The sequence below is a fragment of the Streptomyces sp. WAC04114 genome, assembly GCF_019733245.1.
Taxonomy (GTDB): domain Bacteria; phylum Actinomycetota; class Actinomycetes; order Streptomycetales; family Streptomycetaceae; genus Streptomyces; species Streptomyces massasporeus_A.
Genome location: NZ_JAIGQA010000063.1, coordinates 1 through 19,949 on the forward strand (window position 1 = coordinate 1; position 19,949 = coordinate 19,949).

13 protein-coding genes and 1 pseudogene are annotated in these 19,949 nt (G+C 65.9%); 8 read left to right on the top strand and 6 right to left on the bottom strand.

What is annotated here, in order from left to right; all coding sequences use genetic code 11:
* Both K4G64_RS18470 and K4G64_RS18475 read right to left on the bottom strand, forming a co-directional pair.
* Positions 1-752 (bottom strand): hypothetical protein (locus K4G64_RS18470; RefSeq protein ID WP_221757120.1); only part of this gene is annotated, 752 nt, incomplete at its 3' end.
* 179 nt (positions 753-931) lie between these two features.
* A complete protein-coding gene (locus tag K4G64_RS18475) occupies positions 932-1,435 on the bottom strand; it encodes a dual specificity protein phosphatase family protein (protein WP_221757121.1) in 504 nt (167 codons plus the stop codon).
* A 119-nt stretch (positions 1,436-1,554) separates the two neighbouring features.
* Between K4G64_RS18475 and K4G64_RS18480 the strand changes: the two genes are divergently transcribed.
* A complete protein-coding gene (locus tag K4G64_RS18480) occupies positions 1,555-2,226 on the top strand; it encodes a nuclease-related domain-containing protein (protein WP_221757122.1) in 672 nt (223 codons plus the stop codon).
* A gap of 79 nt (positions 2,227-2,305) precedes the next feature.
* Here the strand turns inward: K4G64_RS18480 and ligD are convergent, their stop codons facing one another.
* A complete protein-coding gene (gene ligD / locus K4G64_RS18485; RefSeq protein ID WP_221757123.1) occupies positions 2,306-3,187 on the bottom strand; it encodes a non-homologous end-joining DNA ligase in 882 nt (293 codons plus the stop codon).
* Between the two features lie 54 nt (positions 3,188-3,241).
* On the opposite strand from ligD, the gene K4G64_RS18490 reads away from it, so the two are divergent.
* The 3 genes from K4G64_RS18490 to K4G64_RS41435 all read left to right on the top strand — a co-directional run bounded on the left by K4G64_RS18490 (position 3,242) and on the right by K4G64_RS41435 (position 5,272).
* A complete protein-coding gene (locus tag K4G64_RS18490) occupies positions 3,242-4,282 on the top strand; it encodes a Ku protein (RefSeq protein ID WP_221757143.1) in 1,041 nt (346 codons plus the stop codon).
* A 193-nt stretch (positions 4,283-4,475) separates the two neighbouring features.
* On the top strand, positions 4,476-4,814 hold the full coding sequence (locus K4G64_RS41430) for an MBL fold metallo-hydrolase (protein ID WP_374206425.1): 339 nt from the start codon (positions 4,476-4,478) through the stop codon (positions 4,812-4,814).
* On the top strand, positions 4,811-5,272 hold the full coding sequence (locus tag K4G64_RS41435) for an MBL fold metallo-hydrolase (RefSeq protein WP_374206426.1): 462 nt from the start codon (positions 4,811-4,813) through the stop codon (positions 5,270-5,272). Before K4G64_RS41430 ends, K4G64_RS41435 begins: the two co-directional genes overlap by 4 nt.
* A gap of 46 nt (positions 5,273-5,318) precedes the next feature.
* Here K4G64_RS41435 and K4G64_RS18500 read toward each other — a convergent pair whose 3' ends face one another.
* Positions 5,319-5,792, bottom strand: coding sequence for an Asp23/Gls24 family envelope stress response protein (locus K4G64_RS18500; protein ID WP_221757124.1), 474 nt, complete (start codon positions 5,790-5,792; stop codon positions 5,319-5,321).
* A gap of 253 nt (positions 5,793-6,045) precedes the next feature.
* On the opposite strand from K4G64_RS18500, the gene K4G64_RS18505 reads away from it, so the two are divergent.
* From K4G64_RS18505 to K4G64_RS18515, 3 genes are all read left to right on the top strand, one after another.
* Positions 6,046-6,489 carry a hypothetical protein gene (locus K4G64_RS18505; RefSeq protein WP_221757125.1) on the top strand — a complete coding sequence of 148 codons (444 nt, stop codon included), beginning with the start codon at positions 6,046-6,048 and terminating at the stop codon, positions 6,487-6,489.
* 259 nt (positions 6,490-6,748) lie between these two features.
* On the top strand, positions 6,749-7,078 hold the full coding sequence (locus K4G64_RS18510; RefSeq protein ID WP_221757126.1) for a hypothetical protein: 330 nt from the start codon (positions 6,749-6,751) through the stop codon (positions 7,076-7,078).
* Positions 7,075-8,721, top strand: a complete 1,647-nt coding sequence (locus tag K4G64_RS18515) for a carbamoyltransferase N-terminal domain-containing protein (RefSeq protein WP_221757127.1) — start codon at positions 7,075-7,077, stop codon at positions 8,719-8,721. Before K4G64_RS18510 ends, K4G64_RS18515 begins: the two co-directional genes overlap by 4 nt.
* Before the next feature lie 2,296 nt (positions 8,722-11,017).
* Here K4G64_RS18515 and K4G64_RS18520 read toward each other — a convergent pair.
* Positions 11,018-12,730: a hypothetical protein gene (locus tag K4G64_RS18520; RefSeq protein WP_221757128.1), complete on the bottom strand. Its 1,713-nt coding sequence runs from the start codon at positions 12,728-12,730 to the stop codon at positions 11,018-11,020.
* Positions 12,731-15,259: 2,529 nt separating this feature from the next.
* The gene (locus K4G64_RS18525) at positions 15,260-18,472 is read right to left on the bottom strand and encodes a type ISP restriction/modification enzyme (protein ID WP_308122419.1); all 3,213 of its coding nucleotides are present in this window, start codon (positions 18,470-18,472) and stop codon (positions 15,260-15,262) included.
* Positions 18,473-18,731: 259 nt separating this feature from the next.
* On the opposite strand from K4G64_RS18525, the pseudogene K4G64_RS18530 reads away from it, so the two are divergent.
* Positions 18,732-19,713, top strand: a pseudogene (locus K4G64_RS18530) (tyrosine-type recombinase/integrase); the annotation flags it as partial.
* Positions 19,714-19,949 lie beyond the last annotated feature (236 nt).

Genomic DNA, 19,949 nt, shown 5'->3' on the forward strand with positions numbered 1-19,949 from the left:
GGGTACGAGTACCGCCTGCAGTGGACCTGGGACCGGGAACCGCCGGTGGAGGCCGACGGGTGCCGGGAGGGCTCGCGCGGGCCGGTGCGCAGCATCTCGTCGTGGGTGAGGAGCATGGCCCGCTGGTCCCGGTCCCAGGTCCACTGCAGGCGGTACTCGTACCCGGCGACCTCCGACGGCGAGCGGATCACCAGGGAACGCCCGGCCAGCTCGACCCCGCTCAGCGCGTCCTCCCACCCCATCACCTGCACCAGCCGGTGCTTCTCGACGGTGTACACGCGGACCGCGGTCGTCTTCCCGGGCAGCAGCGGGAAGCCCAGCGTCAGGTCGTCGTGCCCGTCGCCGGTCAGATCCCGGTAGTACGGCGTGAGCACCGGACACTTCCCGTGCCCCGGGCCCTTCGCGCAGTCGGCCATCTCGCGCTTGGTGTCTCGGTAGGGGGCCTTGGGGCCGTCGTAGTCCCCCGGGTTCCGGGCGATCTCGGCCCGGACGATGGACACCGGGTTCACCCGGCGGATGTCGTCGCCGGGGACCTTCACCCCCTTGACCACCTCGGTGTTCACCTCGCCGATCTCGAAGGCCGGGCTGGACGCGGGCGTCAGCTCCGGCCAGAGCCGGGCCGGCCTCTCCGCCGTCGGGGTCGACCCCGCCCTCTCCAGCCCGCCCGCGTCCCCGCAGCCCACGGCGGCGGCCAGCAGGAGGGCGACGACGGCGAGGCGACGGGCGGCCCGTCCGGGGCGGCTGAGGGGCACTGCACTCCTGGCGTTCATGGTGATCACACGGCGGGGACACGGCGGGGCGGGGACACGGTCGGGACACGCGGACGCGGCCGTCGGCGGCGTGCACCTGTCGGCCGCGTACACCTTATTCGTGGGGAAGTCCCATTTGCGCGAGAGGGCAGCCGTACGTTCACCGCCGCACCCGTGCCGTGCTAGTCGGTGAGTTCCTCCAGCAGCCGTGCCGTGGCCAGCCCGGCCCGCAGGTAGTCGACGAACAGATCGTTGTGCAGCGCCCAGGGCGAGCGCCGGGCCCGGATCTGCCGGATCGCCTCCTCGGCGGTGCGGCCCTGGCGCATCAGCGCGTGCGCGACGACCAGACCGGAGCGGTTGTACCCGTGGTAACAGCGGACCAGGACCGTGCGGCCCTCGTCCAACGCCTCGCACGCGGCCTCGGCCAGCCGGATCACACCGGCGAGCTGCGTCCCGTCCAGCGGCCCGTCGGGGATCGGCCACACATGGTGCCGGACGCCGGGATCGGGCCCGTGCCCCGGCAGCCGCAGCAGCGTCTGCACGAGATCGAACTCGCTCCGTACGACGGCGAACTCCAGATGGCCCAAGGCCCCCGTGTACTCGTGACCGCCCATCCAGAGCCCGGGGACGACCTCGCTCCACGGAGTCTCCGGAGCGGGTACGTCGGGTTTACTGCGGGTACGCAACGGCGCCTCCCCACCATGACCGCCCGGGGGTCCGCGGGCAGGCCCAACTCCTCTCAAAGGTAGCCCGGTTCTTGCCCCCGCAGCACCCCGCCTGTTCCCATGGACAGGGGTGATGATGCATGAACGGACTGCGCGTCATACCGACCTGGCGGCACGGCCGGGAGCGGCTCTACGTCTGCCTCCCGGACGGCAGGAACATCGCCTGGTACGACCGTGAGGCGGCCCGGGTGAACCTGCTCGGCCAGGACCGCGAGGACGACGTCCTGCGGGCGCTCGGGCCCTTCATCACCGGCCCCACGCACCGGCTGCGCCCCGACCCGCGCCGCAGGGCCCTGGCGGCCGAGCAGACGGTCGGCGACGCCCTGGACCGCCTCGACGGCGCGGGCTGGCACACCGTGCACTCCGTACCGCTCCCCGGCGGCGACCGCATCCACCACCTGCTGATCGGCCCCGGCGGCCTCTACGCCGTGCACACCCTCCACGCCCGCGGGCAGCGCGTCCGGATCGCCGACCCCGCGATCACCCTCGGCCGCCGCGACCCGTACCCCCTCCTGCGCCGCGTCCGCTCCGACGCCGACCGCGCCTCCTACGCCCTGACCGCCGAGGTCCGCCCGGTCCTCGCCCTGGTGGACCCGGCGGCTGTGTCGATCCCCACGGCCCCCCGGGAGGTCCACGTCCTGACGGCCACGGAGGTGGAGGGCCTCTCCCAGCGGGGCGGTGTCCTGAAACCAGCGGACGTGGAGGCGCTGCACGCGATGGCCCGCGACCGGAACACGTGGGCGCGGGTGTGAGGGACGCGGCCAGGACCGGCCGGGCGGGATACGGCACGCGCCTACTGCGACGCCCGCCGGGAATCCGCCGCCTGCCCGGCTACGGCAGCGATCCGGCCGCCTCCGTGTCCAGCAGCGGGGCGAGCAGGTCGCCGTAGTCCTGGACCCTCGGGGCGATGTCGCCGGCGCGGAAGTCCAGCCGGCCGGGTGAGCGGCACTCCTCGATCTCGTCCCAGGTCACCGGGGCCGAGACGGTCGGCTCCGAGCGGGCCCGCAGGGTGTACGGGGTCGCCGTCGTCTTGCGGGCGGCGTTCTGGCTCCAGTCCACGAAGACCTTCCCCGGGCGCAGGCTCCTGGTCATCCGGTGGAGCGCGAGCCGGGGCATGGCCTTCTCGGCCTCGACGGCGAGTGCCTTGGCGTACTCGGACACCCGCTCGGAGGACGCCCCGCGCACGGCGGCGAGCAGATGCAGCCCCTTCGAGCCGGAGGTCTTGGCGTAGGTCTCGAGGCCGTCGCGCGCGAGCCGTTCCCGCAGCCACAGGGCGACCTCGCAGCACTGCACGATGCTCGCCGGCGCCCCCGGATCGAGGTCGAACACGATCCGGTCGGCCTCGTCCGGAGTGTCGACGCGCCACTGGTGGGTGTGGAACTCGGTCACGAGGTTCGCCGCCCACATCAGGCTCGGCAGATCCTGCACCAGGACCATCCGTGAGGGCCCCTCGACCCGTGGCACCTCGGCGGTGGTGACCCAGTCGGGCGTACCCGGCGGCACGTTCTTCGTGAAGAACACCTGCCCGTCCGGCCCGTCCGGATAGCGCAGGAAGGACACCGCCCGATCACGCAGATGGGGCAACAGGACCTCGGCGACGGTCGCGTAGTAGTGCAGCACCTCGCCCTTGGTGAAGCCGGTGGCGGGATACAGCACCTTCTCCAGATTGCTGAGAGCGAGCCGTCGCCCCTCCACCACTGTGATAGGCGCCATACGATAAGAATCCCACGCAAACCATGACGAACACTCCCGAGCGTGACCGGAAGGGTGCTGCACGTGAGATCCATCTGGAACGGCGCCATCTCGTTCGGCCTGGTCAGCATTCCGATCAAGCTGGTGAACGCCACCGAGAGCCACTCGATCTCCTTCCGCCAGATCCACACCGAGGACGGCGGCCGCATCCGGTACCGCAAGTTCTGCGAACTGGAGGACCGGGAGGTCACCCAGGGCGAGATCGGCAAGGGCTACGAGGACGCCGACGGCACGATCATCCCGATCACCGAGGAGGACCTGTCGAGCCTGCCGATCCCGACCGCCAAGACGATCGAGATCGTCGCCTTCGTCCCGGCCGACCGGATCGACCCGCTCCAGATGGACGCCGCGTACTACCTCCAGGCGAGCGGCGCCCCCGCGGCGAAGCCGTACACCCTGCTGCGCGAGGCGCTCAAGCGCAGCAACAAGGTGGCGATCGCCAAGTTCGCCCTGCGCGGCAGGGAGCGCCTCGGCATGCTCCGGGTGGTCGGCGACGCGATCGCGATGCACGGCCTGCTGTGGCCGGACGAGGTCCGCGCTCCCGAGGGCCTGGCCCCCGACACCGACGTGACGGTCCGCGACAAGGAACTGGACCTGGCCGACGCCCTGATGGACACCCTCGGCGAGGTCGACCTGGAGGACCTGCACGACGAGTACCGCGACGCCGTGGAGGAGGTCATCGCCGCGAAGGCCGCCGGCGAGGCCCCGCCCCAATCCCCGGAGCCGGCCACGGGAGGCAAGGTCCTGGACCTGATGGCGGCCTTGGAGAGCAGCGTCCGCGCGGCCCGCGAGTCCCGCGGCGAGGACACCGAGCACGCCGAGGTCAAGTCACTCCCGCAGCGCAAGTCGGCCCGGGCGGCCCCCAAGCAGACCGGCGGCAAGAAGTCGACGTCCACGGCGAAGAAGACGGCGGCCAAGAAGACGACGGCGGCGAAGAAGTCGACGGCCAAGTCGGGCCAGGGACAGGGTCAGGGGACTGCCAAGAAGGCGGCGTCGAAGAGCACCGCGAAGAAGACACCGGCGAAGAAGACGACGTCGCGCAAGCGCTCGGCCTGACCCCTCTGCATCGGGGCAGGGCGCGCGCACTCGGCCTCATGGACACGGATACCCCACCCGGGGACCCGGGGACGGACACGGGCGACCCACCCCCATCCCCGACGGGAGGGGGAGAGCGGAGGGCAACCATGCCGCAGCCCACGGCCCACCACACTGGCGACGCGATCGACATCCACTTCACCGCAACGCGACGGTGCTCCTGTCGTACGGCCCGCTCACCCTGCTCACCGACCCGAACTTCCTGCACCGGGGCCAGTACGCCTACCTCGGCCACGGCCTGCTGGGCCGCCGTCTGACCGAGCCGGCCCTCGACGTGCACGAGCTGCCCCGTCTCGACGGGATCGTGCTTTCGCACCTGCACGGCGACCACTGGGACCGCCGCGCCCGCCGGCACCTGGACCACACCGTGCCGATCCTGGCCACACCGCACGCGGCCCGCTGCCTGAGGGCCGTGCACGGGTTCCACCGGACGGCGGGGCTGCACACCTGGAAGGCGCTGCGCTCACCCTCCAGCACGAGGGCGCGCAGGTGACGGTCACCGCCCTGACGACCCGGCACGCCGGCCACCCGGTGCTGCGCAGGCTGCTGCCACCGGTGATGGGCAGCATGCCGGAGTTCGGCCCCGCCGGGGGAGCGCCCCGCATGCGGCTCCACGTCTCCGGCGACACGCTCGTGTACGACGGCCTCGACGAGATCGCGGGTCGCTTCCCGGCCGCCGATCTGGCCGTCCTCCACCTGGACGGCACCACCCTGCCCGGCGGCTTCGTGGTCACGATGGACGGCGCCCAGGGCGCCGAACTGGCCCGCCGCCTCGATCCCCGGCTCGTCCTGCCCGTGCACCACGGGGACTACACGGTGATGCGCTCGCCCCTGGCGGCGTTCCTCGCCGAGGCCGACGGAATCGGCCTCGGCGACCGCGTCATCCACTGCGGCCACGGCGAGCATGTGCGCGTGCCGTGCGGCCCGAGAACGGTCCCGGAGGTCTACTGAGCCGGGCCGTGGGGTCGGCCGTGGGATCAGCCTTAGGGCCCTGGGGTCAGGCCACCCGCCTGCCCTCCTGTTGCTCGGACTCGTCCTCCTCCTCGTCCGGGAGATGGACGTCGTCGACGGCGATGTTGACCTCCACGACCTCCAGGCCGGTCATCCGCTCCACGGCGTTGACGACATTGGTCCGGATGTCCGCGGCGGTGTCCGCGATGGCGGCGCCGTACTCGACAACCACGTCGAGATCGACGGCGGCCTGGCGCTCGCCGACCTCCACCTTCACCCCCTGGGTGACCCCACTGCCCCCGCCCGGCACCCGCTGACGAACAGCCCCGAAGGCCCTGGTCATTCCTCCGCCGAGGTTGTGCACCTCGGGAATCTCCCGGGCCGCCATGCCCGCGATCTTCGCAACGACCGTGTCCGCGATGGCGGTGCTCCCACGGGTACCGGGAGCGCCCTTGCCGCCCTGCGACGGCGCCCCGTCCTGCCTGCCCGCTGTGTTCCTGCGCTGAGTGGTCTCCGTCATGACCGTCACCTCGATGATCGGTGAGAGGGTGAGCAGCGTCGTTCTTCTCCACGGTAGAACAATGGTGCGTATGGGGCGAAAGTGGCGCCTCTCCCTCGACTTGGCTTCACCCCAGGCGGGTGAGGCCGCCCCGGTCCTGCCGTGGGCACGCCGAGAACGGCGCGGCCGGGCGGGGGGCAGGGCCCTCCCCGGACGACCGGGCCCCCCGGACGACCGGGCCCTCCCCGGACGACATGGGAACGAGGCAGCCGGCATGACCACCACGCACCCCGGAAGCACCCGTACGTCGCTGCGGGAGTGGGCCACCGGCGTGACCGTCTTCGCGGCCATCATGCTCATGATCGGCGGCATTCTCGACATCATGCGCGGCATCGCGGAGATCGCGGACGACGACATCATCGTCTCGACACGGAACTACGTCTTCGAGTTCAACCTCACCGCCTGGGGCTGGATCCACCTCGCCCTGGGCGCACTCGCCTTCGTCGTCAGCGTCGGCCTGTTCATGGCATCGACCTGGGCCCGAGTCCTCGGCGTGGGCATCGCAGCCCTCGTCACCATCTCCAACTTCCTTTCCCTGCCCTACCACCCGGTCTGGTCGATCGTGATGATCACCATCTCGGGCTTCACCATCTGGGCCTTGTGCGCGATGCGTAAGAACGACGTGTTCGTCCCGTTTGAGACGCCGACGAGCAGATGAGGGGCGGGGAGTTACCCGTGCCGTGAACAGTCGCCCGCCCTATGGCCGGGTCGGCGGTAGGTGTGTGGACCTCGACGCCCTCACCTTGGCGGGCCGTCACGACCTGCGTCAGGTACTGGCCGAGAAGCACCCAGATTCGGCCTTGACGTATCCGGGCGGCTCCCGGGGTTAGCAGGCCTCCTGTACCTTCTGCTCCATCCACCAGATCTACGGTGACCACGACATGGTGCGGCGTTCGCGGACGGCCATCGCGAGCGAGATGGAGTACATCAAGGAGACCCTCGTGGATGCACGCGTCATGGTGGCCCCCGCCCGGGGCATCGAACGGGTGAACGACTTCTGCGATTTGATCAACCTCGGTTGCACCATATGCCGCCCAGAGATGACCCTCGCGGAGCTCAAGGAGCAGCAGCGGTGGATCCGCGTGGAATACCGCGGCGACGAACCCCACGACCACGTGCGCGAGGCTTTCAACCCCCTGGCGGGCGCACCAGGGGAGGAGACAACCGCCCTTAGGACGCCGACGGTCGCCGAACTGCCGAGTGACAACCGGTTCTTGGTCGCTGCGAGTGCCGGAGATGAATCATGATCATCTGCGGTGTCAAACTAACCCACGACGGCGGTGTCGCCCTCATCGATGACGGGCGCCTGATCTTCTCCATCGAGATGGAGAAGCTGGCCAACAACCCCCGACACCAGTCCATCGACGACATGCAGATCGTTGTGGACCTGCTCGCCGAGTACGGGTACCGCCTGGAGGACGTTGACCGGCTCGTCCTCGACGGCTGGGGCAGGACTCATATGGTCAAGCCCTGGGGGGCGCAGGAGGTGTTGGTCGAGCTCGCTCCCTACCGGCGCGGCTTGTTGGACAACAATCTCCTTCGCCCTTACCCGTCGAGGTTCCTGGATCTCGAATACACCAGCTACCCCCACTACGCCGGGCACGTGGCGAGTGCGTACTGTTCCAGCCCCTTCGCCCGGAGCCAGGAGCCGTCGTACATCCTGTGCTGGGACGGAGCGATGTTCCCGGTCCTGTATCACTACGATGCAGCCACGAACGTCATGGACAACGTGGGTGCGGTGCACTACATGTTGGGCGACACCTACCACATATTGGCCCAGCACTTCCCACCGTTCGACGCCCCGATCGAGTGGCCGCACACCTTGGACTTGCCCGGCAAGATCATGGCGTATGTCGCCTACGGTAACCGGGACGAGAAGGCTGTCGACGCCCTGCGCACCCTCTATGACGAGGTCGAGCGGAAGGTATTCCCCGACGGACGGCCGACCGACGACCATCTGACCGAGGCCGCCGGGCGGCAGATCATGAGCTTGATGGACGAGGGGCTCAACGTCCCTGGGATCTCACCCGAAGACATGATCGCCTCAGTGCACGCCTTCCTGGGGGAGACCTTGATCGACGGGCTGCGGGCCGCGATAGAAACAGACGGGCGGGGCACGCGCAATCTCTGCCTGGTCGGTGGTTGCGCCCTGAACATCAAGTGGAATCGGGACGTTCGCGCGGCTGACATCGTGGACCGCGTCTGGATCCCCCCATTCCCGAACGACGCGGGCAGCGCTTTGGGTACGGCCTGTTGTGAGCTGCTGAACTCGAAAGGCCCCAAGCGCCTGGAGTGGGATACCTATGCGGGGCCCGCTCTGGTCGCGAGTGAGGCGCTACCTGGCTGGCAATGCCATCCCTGCACGCCTGCCGAACTGGCCGCCTGGATGTATGAGATGGGTGACCCGGTCGTGGTGTTACACGGGCGGGCCGAGCTCGGTCCGCGGGCGCTTGGGCACCGCAGCATTCTGGCGCCCGCCGTGGCTTCAGACATGAAGCACCGGCTCAATGAGATCAAGGGACGGGAGGCATACCGTCCCGTCGCCCCCATTTGCCGTGAGGACCGGGTATCTGAGTTGTTCGCGCCGGGCACCCCCGATCCGTACATGCTCTTCGACCAAGAGGTGCGCCCCGAGTGGCAGGAGAAGGTGCCGGCCATCTGCCATTTGGACGGCACCGCGCGTGTTCAGACGGTCGGACCTGAAAACAACTCCTTCGTCTATGAGGTCCTGGACGCATACGAGCGGCTCAGCGGCATCCCGCTGCTCTGCAACACCAGTGCCAACCACAATGGCAGCGGCTTCTTCCCAGATGTACGCAGTGCCATGGAATGGGGCAGAATACCCGCGATCTGGTCCGACGGCGTGCTGTACGAGAGGGCCGGAGAATGAGCGAGTAGGACGCGATAGCGCGGCGCCCGACGAGCCTGCGAGCCGTTCGAGGTGTGGGTTTGGGTGTGGGCGTGGGCGGGGACGCCATAGGCATGCCCCGCCAGACGACTGTCGGCTAAGCGCTGCCCTCACCCACGGCGTCATCCAGGCCTGCCTGACACGGCAGTCATGGTTCTGGCCGCTCGGGCATGCTCAGGCGTCGGCGCTGCCCGTCCCCCTCCATACATGCCGACGGCGAACCACTCTCTTGACCTGCTCAGACACAGGATGACGAGGCGCGCTGAAGACGACGTCCGGCGTCTCTCGATCTCTGGACTTCACGACGGCCCTTTCAATCCCCCGGCCGGTGCGGAGCGCTTCTGAACAGGTACGACTCATGCCGCTTCCGTGATCTTGCAGGGGCAAAGACTACTGATGTTGCTGTAAGGGTATGAACGGTTGCAATCGGGCCATGCCTGTTTCTGGCGAGGGGGGACATGCCGGGTACTGCGGTGCGATTCCAAGGAGCCATTCGGTATCTTCGACACACCGTCGAACCGATAGCCACTCGTTGTATCCTCCTTGGAATATTCGTTCTTGGCCTGGTGGCCCAGATTTTTAAACCCGTCGGAGATGCCCTGCAAGGAAGGGCATTCACAGCGGGGGCGCTCCTGAGTCTTGTGGCGTACGTTCTGTATGACGCGATCAAGGACCTGGCGGACGGGTCGCGAAGTGAGCATGCGACATCTCGATTCGCCAATCCCACGTCCCGTGGAGATTTGATCAAGGAAGCCGAGACCGGTCGCGCCATTGATGTGCGGTTCATCGGGTACACGGGCGAGTCAATCTTCGATCACATGCGCAGCACGTTGATGCGGCTACATGACTCTCCGGCGCGAATCCAATCTGTCACGTTCAGGGTCTTGACCCCCAATCTGTCTGAACCGATGGAAATTCCGTGCAGGGTGAACGGCGATGGGACAATGTCAGATGACCCAGAATTCCGCAGGTACGTCGAGGGCAGGACTAGAGACTACGCGAGTCACCTCCTCTTCTTTGCGCGACGCCTACGGGAGCGCACGAACATAGAGGTTTCCATCCAATTCCGAACCTACCCGGGCCTGCCGACATTCCAGGTATGCCTTGTCGGTGACAACGTCGCCTTCTTCGCCTTTTACGATGTCGCCCGCGAAACGGAATTTCCCTACGGTCAACCCGACCGAGTCTTGCTGGATCCGGTGATATCCCGATCTGGAAGAGTGGGGTGGGATGTTCGGGACGGTATGCGGCGGTCCGAGCACATGGTAAAGGAGTGCTCCGATCTATTTGAGAGCATGTGGAAAATATCGAGCGAAGCCCCTTGGGGCGGTACCAATCATGCGGATTAGCGGTTGACTCCCGTGGTGGTTCCACGAGCTTCTTGCAGCAGGTAAGGACAGTGGCCAGCTCGAGGAATGCGAGGAAGTCCAAGCCCTCTCGTGGGGTTCGGACGGTGAGGCGTCGGTAGCCGAGGGCCAGGCGATCGACCGCCCGAACTTCCAGCGGTGCCGACGAGGCGTTCGCCGGACTCGATGCCGGGCAGCGTGATGCGCGCGACGCACTCTGCCGGACACCGGGTCGAGTTCGCTGATCCTGGAGAAGACGCGGTCGGCCATCGGGAAGCACTAGACAGGAGCCGCGGGTTCACGACAACCGCGGCCGCAGGAATCGCTCTCGAAGGAACAGGAATCGCCCCTCGAAGGAAACCCGCATCGCCCCTATTCCGCCGCGCCTAGTCCGCAAGCTCATCGCCCACATCGACGAGTTCGGCACCGCCAAGGAGGGGCGGTTGTTGCCAACCAACGTGTTCCACCACGCACTGGCGCGACTTGGCGCTCACGCCGCCACAGGTGGCCTCACCGCTGGCCGATCGGCTGTACGACCTGAGGCATTCCGCGCTCTCCTCGTGGCCCGCCGCAGGCATCGACCCCACCGAGGTCACGGAGCGCGCGGGCAAACACGTCGAACTGCTGCTGGGCCGGCACGCGCAGCGCCTCTACACACGCACCTGCGGCACAGCGGCTCCGACGAACACACGCCCGCACATGCACGAAGACCCCGACCGCAGCGTTTCCACTGGTGACGGGGTCTTTAGGCACCCAATACAAGGTGCCCCCGGCAGGATTCGAACCTGCGCACACGGCTCCGGAGGCCCATTGACTCTCAGGCAATTCCGCAGGTCAGGGCGTTCCAGACCTCTAGCCGACCAGAGTCCGTCCACGGATAGTCCACAGCCCGAGGGGCACCACGGCGGGCTGAGTCCTCGGAGGCCCGCAAGCTAGCCGTGATCACCCACCTCCTGGGATCCCGGGACGGGGCCCGCCTCTTCAGCTGGCTGGAGAGGCGGCCGTGTAGCCCCGTTTCGAAACCGAAGCTCCGCCATGTTTCGTCGCTGATGCGTGACGTGCACTAGGCGTTTATCTTTTTGCTCCCACGAGCTTTTCTGAATTGCTGGATTGTGGGAGAACCATACGGGCATGGTATACCTATGCACTTTTTCGCTGTCGGGTGGGAACATTCTTACTGCGCGGTCGGCTAGAACGACTAGATCGAATCTAGACCGTACAGCCAGCACGCCGCCAATGTTTTTGAAAATCAGATTCCATTCCTGTTCCGAGCGATGAACGCGCGCAGGGTGCATGGCAACTAGCAATTTTGTTTCGAGGGCATCATCGGGCAAGAGGGCCGCAGTGAGCACCACATTAACACCGTGACTGTGAGCAAAAGCGGTCTCTAGGTAGTCAATACCGTTCCCGCGGGCCCACGCCAGCAGTTCGCCACTGGCCTTTGTTCGCGAGTGCCGCCTCCATCTCCCTTCCCAGCTGTACAGTTTGTCAACATTGTGAAACAGGTCAGGGCTGACGTGCGCCTTGAGGAATTCGAACAAGTCGCTGCCTGGGTACCACCAAGTTCCTCCTTGCGCCCACGTTCCGTGCACAATGGTACTTGTGTGCGGAACGGATTCGTACGCTGGGAGCGGGTTTACTTCACGTCCCTGTTGCTCTTTGTCGATGAGTGCTTGGAGGGCCTGGTGATTAGGTCGCACTTTATGCAGTGCATCAGCCGCCATGTACTGGATGGTAGATACTTTGCTGCGGCACCCCTGGGTCAACTGTTCGATCACTTCCGGCAGGTAAGGATTGGCGATCCATGCAAGGCTTGCTGCAGCCGCGATCCTTACAATGTCAGATGACGAGCGCAAACTCATACAGACAAGGGCAATTGCTGCTGCTTGGTCGATGTCGTTATTGTTTGTTTTAACCTCCCGCCACAGTCGCAGACTGGACTCCTGCTCCTCCTGTTGAGATTCAAACCCGCCGTGTGACATGGCGTTTCGAATTTGGAGAGTTTCACATGCGGTTTGCACATGATCCGGAGTAACCTGCGATCCCAGGAAGGGATGGATAACTGGCAATTTCAGCTCCTGGACCTCCTCCTCCCATTCTTCAAGTGTTTGCGCGTGACCTGAAAGTTGTAGTCCTAGTCCCACAATTTGCGCTGCCCTGGACCACTGAGCGTTGGGCGAATCTTCGTGGAATGCATCCTCCCCTGAAGCCGGAGACTCGATGTGCGGTTCAGTATCATTTTCCACTTCACGTTGCTCAAAGAAATCTGGCGCAAACGAAGAGAGGCTTTGATGGGTGGCGTAGTGCCTTTCCACGGCGCGAGCCGTGTCTCCGGAAATGTAGGAAGGTGTCGTAGAGAATTCGGGAGCCGACCAAACCGTATTCGGGCTGAAGGGCACGGAAACGGCTCCAGTTTTCAAGTCAGCATGTGAGCCTTCGAGCGGAACCATCTTCCAGAGTGACTGTCGGCCAGACTGTCGTCGACCGCGGTAGGGGATGGCTACCAGAACTGCTTGCTCCGGGTCCTTTTCCGCAGCGAAGACGCGCCCGACGGTTCCGAGCGGAATCCCATCGTAGGAGACCAGAGTAGCGCCGAATACTGCCTCGGGTTCCAGGTTCGCAGCCATCTTGGTAGATCCCTCCATGTGCAGTTAGCTCCATTTTTTGCTGGTGATGGCTCATGTCCAGCTGAGTGAGGCAAACGGGCTAAACGAAGGATTAGCTTGCCGTATAACGCAGTGGGGAGAGGGGAAACGTGACGTTTGGAGAGCACAGGTGATCTAATGCCCATTAGGCTGCTGACCTGTGGTGGAGCATCACCGGCGCTAGGTCGTCCGTCGTCTGGCTGCCCAGTTTTCCCATGGCTCAGTGGCGGTGTCGCCTTCCGGACCAGGGGCACGCGGACGCGCAATGCATGCTCACGAAGTGCTGGCCGGTTTCCCCCGCCACGCTCGCCAACTTATTTTCGTCCACCCAGGGGCTGTCTGCAATTCGGAGCCTTTCCGTCTCGCCGCAGGTAGGTTCTGGGCTGGTCAGTGCCCACGCGATGGTGGGAGTCTTAATGGCCGAGTCAAGGGTCCGCCTTCTTCGCTCGACTGACGGCCGGCACGTTCGTCACGGCCCGTCTCAGCCTCAGCCGACGAAAGCCCGCCACGACGGCGCGTCAGCCGACCGACCAGGCGCGCGTGTGCCTGGCTGCACCCCCCATCGGGTCAGCCACGCTATTGGTGCGTCGACCAGAGCAAGGCACGACGGCCAGCCCGTGGCGACGGTGCGAGCACTCAGCTTGGGAAGCTGCGAGCATTGGGGCCGGTTCGGGCGCTGACCTGGGCGGACGGCCGGTGAGCGGTATCGTAGGGCCTGGCCACTTTCACCGTGATTCCCCGCTGTTCCCTGCTCGATCTGGTGCGCTTGTGGTGCGCAGTCGTGCGATGTCCGGCGGATCGCGTTTGTGAGCTGCCCTACCACTTCCGCCATTTGTCCATGAGTTGGTACCGGTCGAGGTCGTGGCGGGCGGTCAGGGTGACAACGTCGACGCCGTGCTCGGTGAGCGACATTGAGCAGCTTTGGTTGTTGTGCTTGCTGTACTTCGCTGCTGTACAGCTGGGTGTCTCATAGGGACCTGACCGACATGCCTATATGACGTCGACAACGACTGAAGTGAAGCAGCCCGGCAAAATGTGGCGCACATCACACGCGGTCGCGGTGCAGGGTTTGTCGTGTCACGCTCAGGCCTTCTTTGGCCACCTGACGGCCTCTCGCAGGGCGGAGGACCAAGAATGCCTCCCAGACGTGGAGAGGCTCCCGAATAAACACTTGCGAAAGTGCGCCGATAATCTCCGCCAGCCGCACAGGCTCACAAGACCCTGCAGAGAGAGGTGAGATGACGCGCTAGGCTCTGAGCCGCTGCGCTTTTCTCCACCTGATAGCTCCGGCCGCCCATCGGCCGGGTTGGCCCTAACGGGTTATGAGAAGAGAGGGGCAGCATGAGTGACGAGACGCCGAAGAAAGCTAAGAACCGATGGTCCCCGCCAGACCGCTGGCAGGTGATCTTGTCGGTACTGAGCCTCCTCGTAGCGGCCGCTGCTCTTGTGGAGGACGCGGGGCGGTGAGTGAGCCCGGCCGGCCATTGAACGGCCGGGCACACCAACGGCTCCGCGAACGTCGGCCCGGTCTGGCTGCCACCAGGCCGGGCTGACTTGCTTTGCGGAACCGGCTGCGGCACTTGGCGCAGTGACCAATATGTTGAGGAACAACATGTGGCACAACTCAAGCTGTTCGGAATACTACAGCGATGAGAGCGTCAGTTCCCTGACCGCAGTAACGCCAATCAAACACCGGAACTCACCACCTCTCGTCGACCCGACTGCCGCCATCGGCTGGCCGACGGTGCGCATACGGCTCCGGGGTGAGTGCGCCGGTCGAGTCATGTCCCCCCTCTGACCTGCGTGGGAGCTAGTCCGTTGTGGTGGAGGACACACAGTGTGTTGGAGCTGTGCGCAGGAGTCCTCAGTTGGCCGCAGCCGGGCACTGCGCCGGCCGCGCTTCCCGTGCGGGCTGGATGCGCTGGGCGCCTTTGTGCCGCCATGTTCCTGAACCTCACGGCGCTGTTGGCGGGCGGCTACGTGGCTACCAACCATATGCGGCATAATCAGGCCCCTCTGGGGGGAACTGTCTGCATCCCCTTTTAAGGACTGCGATCATGCCCATTCGCATCCCTACTCTCAGACCATCCGAGAGGAAGCTGCTTAGGCATCTTACTCTCGCGGACTTCTCGCACCCGGACACCGAGCCGGAACCGGCTGCCGCGCGTGGCCTTGACGAATGCCGACTGCGTTCGGACATCGAGGAACTACTCAGGACCGGGCAAGTGACGGTGGTCGAAGGTCGGCTGTCGATCACTGAGCTTGGGACCGTCGCTTACCTGGCGGCCGAACGGGACGAGCTCCAAGCGACTTTGGTAGAGGTGTCCGCGCTGGCTGACGAACTGCAACACCGAGACCCGGGCAGTGTGGTGCCACACTGCCTGCGCCAGCTCGCTCAAGGCGCCTGGACCTTGGACCAGGTGCTCGCTCATCTTGACAGGACCTAACCGGACAAGCCGAGGGACTGTGCGGCTGGGGCGTGCCGGTGACCCAATGTCACCGGCCTCCTCACTCCTCGGCAGAATCGCCCTAGTGGTCGGCGTCGTTCGTCGTTCCGAAGTTGTCGAAGGTGACTGAGCGGCGTGGTTTGCGGGCCTTGTCCGCGACCGGAAGCGCCCCGGCGGCTTTGAGGACTTCCTCGGTGATCAGCGGCGCGGCGAGGATCCGCTCCAGCAGGGACTCCTGGGCGGGAGCCAGTTCGACCAGGCGGCGCAGCACCGTGAGCAGCTCGATGAGTTCGGTGCTCCACTCTCTCGGCCACTGCCTGGCGTGGATGTCGTCCAGGGGGCTGGACCTCCTGCTGTCCGGGCGGGCCTTGCGGTAGCCGAACCACTTCTTGAGGATTCCCATCCCGCCCACGTTGTAGATCCACACTTCCTCGGGCACCGGTCCGAAGGATCCGGCGCCAAGGTGGAGGGTCTGCGTAGCGGCCTCGTACCGCATCTCCTGCGGGACTTCACTGCCTATGGGAGTCAGGTATCGGACCTGCCGCAGGTCACTAGGCACATACGTGATGGAGCCAGGCGGACGTCCGGCTCCCGGGTCGGCGAACGCTTCGCCGTACGTAGAGGCCCACAGCACCTCTTCGCCGAGCCTTACTGCTTCCTCCCATAGAGCGGGATCAGCGGCCAGCGGTACTCGCACTCCGGGGGTGAGGAGTTCTTCTTTGAAGCGCTTCGTAAACCCCGGGTGGCCGGCCACGGCCATGACGTACGCGGCGAGGTCTTGGACGGTCACCTTGGCGATTCCCAGCCGGGAAGTTAGGGCAGCGAGCAGTCCGGTAGGTACGTTGCTGGTGCCGTCCGGGTGCAGCATCGGCATCACCCGACCCCCGCGCCCATTGAAATGGTCAGTGTCCGGCAGGAGGCCCGTGGCGACGACAGCCGGGCCGGACTCGATGGGGTGAGAGGACTGCTGGTTGAGGAAGACCTGCCCGGGTAGCAGCGCCTCCCACAAGTCGGGGCGCGGGAAGTCGATCACTCGCCGGTCTGCGATCAACCACTGCCGATCAAAGCTCCGCCGGCCGACGCGCAGCAGGTCGGGGCGCCGGGCCGTCTCCTGCCCGATCGGCACGTTATGGGGGCCGCGGCCCGGCAGACCATCGAGCTTCTTGCTCAGAGTCCGGTCGCGGGTCTCCTTGAGCAGTTCCGCCTTCCGCTCAGGGTCCTCTTCGCCAATCAGCCCGGTCCAGCGCTGCTCTAGGATCTGCCGCCCGGGCGACAGCACCCAGGCCCGGTTCGATGTGACACCCAGGCTTCCCCAGGGAAAGAGATCGTTGAGCAGCGGGTACGTGTCCCAGTCCAACTGTGCCGGGGTGAAGGGGGCATAGCTGTCCGTGCGGGCCACCTGCCAGGCGCAGTCGTCCAGCCGAATGTTCTTGACCTGCTGATACTTCTCGGTGCGTCGGCCATGCACCTCGCGGTAGTGGATGACCGCCGGCTGGCTGTGGTCAGCGCCCGCGCGGCGCAGGAAGATGCAGATCGCCAAGGGCTGGGCGACGCCGGGAAAGATGCGGGTCGACACCTCCGGGCGGTGGCCTTCGGGAGATACGTTGATGATCCAGCCTTCGTCGCAGGTGTTACGCAGGTAGGCACGCATGCCTCGGCCACCAGGCCCGCTGACGAAGCCGCTGGGGGTGATGAAGCAGACCACTCCGTGCTGGTCCTCGGTGTGCGCATCGAAGACCTTCCAGGTAGCCCAGCGCCAGAAGTAGTAGTACAGGTTCTTCAGCACATGCTCATAGCGGCCGTTTCCTGCGAGGCGGAAGTCATCCAGCAGCGGCTTGCCCTTGCCCTCCGCGCCCCGCTCCACCCAGCCGCCCCGCCCCTCGGCCTTCTCCCCATACGGCGGATTCCCGATGACAGCGTTGACTGGCACGCGAGCCTTGACCTTGTTGGCACGGTCTCTCGACTCCGAAATCGCCCCGTAGGTGGAAGCGATTGCCTCCTCCTTGACGTACGGGTTGTCCAACGTATCCGTCACATAGAGATTCGCTCCGCCCTCCGGCAGCGACGCGCCATATTTCTTCAGCAGGTCCGACGTACGCAGTTCGGCCACTGCGGAAGGCCCCATCTGCAGTTCGAAACCGACAAGGCGGGCTGCGAGGTCACCGATGGCCTCCGCCTGTATGCCCGGACCGTACCGCTCGGCAGCCCGCTGGGCCACGCGCTCGATGATCGCGTGCAGATACGTACCCGTCCCCATGGCCGGGTCGACGGTGAAGACACGCTGGTCGGCGAATCCATCCTCCTTGCCGAGCCGGGTCCGTAACACGTCGTCGGTGAGACGGACCATCTCCTCCACGACTTCGCGCGGCGTGTAGTACGAGCCGCTTCTCTGCCGCAGTTGGTCGTCGTAGACCTCAAGGAAGGACTCGTACAAGTACAGGTAGGCGTCCCTGCGGCCTTTGCGGATCGGATCCCACTGGACGGAGGCCACGACCCGGACGAGGAGATCGAGCGTCACCTCGAACCGATCATTGACGTTGTCGGTGAACAGCTGCAGAGCCTTGCCCATCAGGGAGTGCTCAGCATGCAGCTGCTTGCCGATCTCGTGGAGCGAGGTGCCAGTCAGGGTGATGTCATCGCTACGTGCGAGCAGGAGCGCGAAGGTGACGGCCTGCGCGTATCCGTCAGCGAAGGTGGCGTCGTCCGCTGTGGGGAACAGGAGCTTGCGCCAGTCCCGGGCCAGACCGGTGAACGGCAGCTTGCTCGGGCTGGCGCCGGCCTTCATGGCCTGCTTCTCAGCGGCAAGCTGTTCCAGAACTGCGGCGCGTAGCAGCCGACACAACGGTGCGACCCGCTGCACCAGGGTCGCCACGGACCGGATGGGCTCCGGCTCCCAACGAAGGAAAGTACGCAGCAGACCGTCCAGATCGGCGGGCGCCGGTACTGACAGCGTGCTGCCTGCGCTCTTGAGGGAGCCCTCGAAGTGTACTGGCCCCTGTGCTTCCTTGCCCCCGCGGAAGAGCCGCCAGCTGGTCCCGTTGGTGTATAGGAGGTTCGGCAGATCACGCAGCCGCTCCCACTGGCGCTTGTTCTGCCCGGTGAAAGACTCCGGATCGATGTTCAGCCCGGGCTTCTTCACCTCGATGTAGCCGATGATCGCGCCATCTACCTCTACTGCGTAGTCGGGGCGTACGCCGAGCTCGTCAAGCCGAGTCTCGTCGTACCACAGCACCTTCTTCAGCCCGTAGCGACGGCCAGCAGTCTGGAGAAGGTCCTCGATGGGGCGGCGTATCACTGCCTCGGGACCCCCGGGGCCGCTCAGCCTGTCCTTACAGGCCTTCCCGAAGTCCGACACGGCCTCGGTGAGCCAGCCATACTCCGCATGCCCCACAAGTCGCCCTCACTCTCTGGTACTTGGAAGTAAGATGATCGCTAGAGTCCGTCGTTGTGCGCAAGGTCCACGGGTGCCCTGCCCACAACCGAAAAATGCGAGCTGGCGGTCAGTAACTTCCGGCGACGCAGCGCCAGATGTGCCGCACTCATCCGTGGATCACCTCGACAAGGTGGACCAGGGCGTACCCGTGCCACTAAGTCGGCCAAGCTGTCGGAGTGGCTGCCGTACTGGCTGGACATGCCATAAAGCCCTGGCGCAAGCCCAGCACGTTCGACAAGTACGAGGCGCACGTCCGGCTCTACCTGGTGCCCCTTCTCGGCGCCAAGCGGCTCGAATCCCTTGGCGTCGCTGACGTCCGCCGGTTCCTGGTCCGCCTGGAAAAGGAGAACACCGCCGCAACGGCCAAGGAATCGAACCGAGTTCTGCGCTCGGCGCTGTCCTCCGCCTGCCGCGAGGAGCTGATCACGCGCAACGTGGCCAAGCTTGTCGAGCCGCCCCGAACGGACACGCCCGAGCTGCACCCGTGGACCCTCGACGAGACGCTCGACTTCCTCGCCGCCTCCCGTAAGGACCCGCTCTACGCGGCCTTCGTCCTCGCCATCGCCATGGGTCTGCGGCGCGGTGAGATCGTCGGCCTTCGGTGGTCGGACGTCGACCTCGACAACCGCGTGCTCTACGTCCGCCATCAGGTCCAGCGTCGCCGTGGCGTCCTCTACGACGACCCCAAGAGCCGTCGCCGTCGAGCCGTACCGCTGCCCGCCCTATGCATCGCGCCCCTCCGCTGGCACCGCATGCGGCAGACGGACGCTCGCGTCAAGGCGGGGGAGAGGCGGCAGGAGTCGGTCTACATCTTCACTACCCGCACCGGCCGTCCGGTCGAGCCGCGCAACCTCTACCGCTCCTTCACTCGCGTCGCCCAGTCCGCCGGCCTCCGCGTCATCCGGCTGCACGACGCCCGCCACGGCACCGCCACCCTCCTCACGGCGGCCGGAGTCGCGCCCCGCGTCATGATGGAGATCGTCGGCCACTCCCAGATCAGCATCACCACGGACGTGTACACGCACGTCGTGCAGGACACGCAGCGCGAGGCGATGAGCCACATGGACCGGCTGCTGCGAAAGAGGCGCCCTGATCGCGGGTGACCGCCCCCGCTGATGTCAGAAGTAGGTGTCAAAGGCGCCGGACCATGATCGATCTGGGGCCTCTTGCCTGGTGCCCCCGGCAGGATTCGAACCCGCGACACCCGCTTTAGGAGAGAGGCTCGGTGATCTGGCAGCTGAGTTGCGGCTTCGCTTGTCGAGGAAGCGGGTGGCTACTGACGGCAGAGCACCGGTGTTGACCGTGGCTGACTCCTGCATCTGGCACGGTTGTGGTACGA

Excerpts from the sequence above, each read along its gene's own strand:
- K4G64_RS18515 (WP_221757127.1), top strand. The coding sequence starts at position 7,075 with ATGATCATCTGCGGTGTCAAACTAACCCACGACGGCGGTGTCGCCCTC.
- K4G64_RS18510 (WP_221757126.1), top strand. The coding sequence starts at position 6,749 with ATGGAGTACATCAAGGAGACCCTCGTGGATGCACGCGTCATGGTGGCC.
- K4G64_RS18480 (WP_221757122.1), top strand. The coding sequence starts at position 1,555 with ATGAACGGACTGCGCGTCATACCGACCTGGCGGCACGGCCGGGAGCGG.
- K4G64_RS18520 (WP_221757128.1), bottom strand. The coding sequence starts at position 12,730 with ATGGAGGGATCTACCAAGATGGCTGCGAACCTGGAACCCGAGGCAGTA.
- K4G64_RS18505 (WP_221757125.1), top strand. The coding sequence starts at position 6,046 with ATGACCACCACGCACCCCGGAAGCACCCGTACGTCGCTGCGGGAGTGG.
- K4G64_RS18500 (WP_221757124.1), bottom strand. The coding sequence starts at position 5,792 with ATGACGGAGACCACTCAGCGCAGGAACACAGCGGGCAGGCAGGACGGG.
- ligD (WP_221757123.1), bottom strand. The coding sequence starts at position 3,187 with ATGGCGCCTATCACAGTGGTGGAGGGGCGACGGCTCGCTCTCAGCAAT.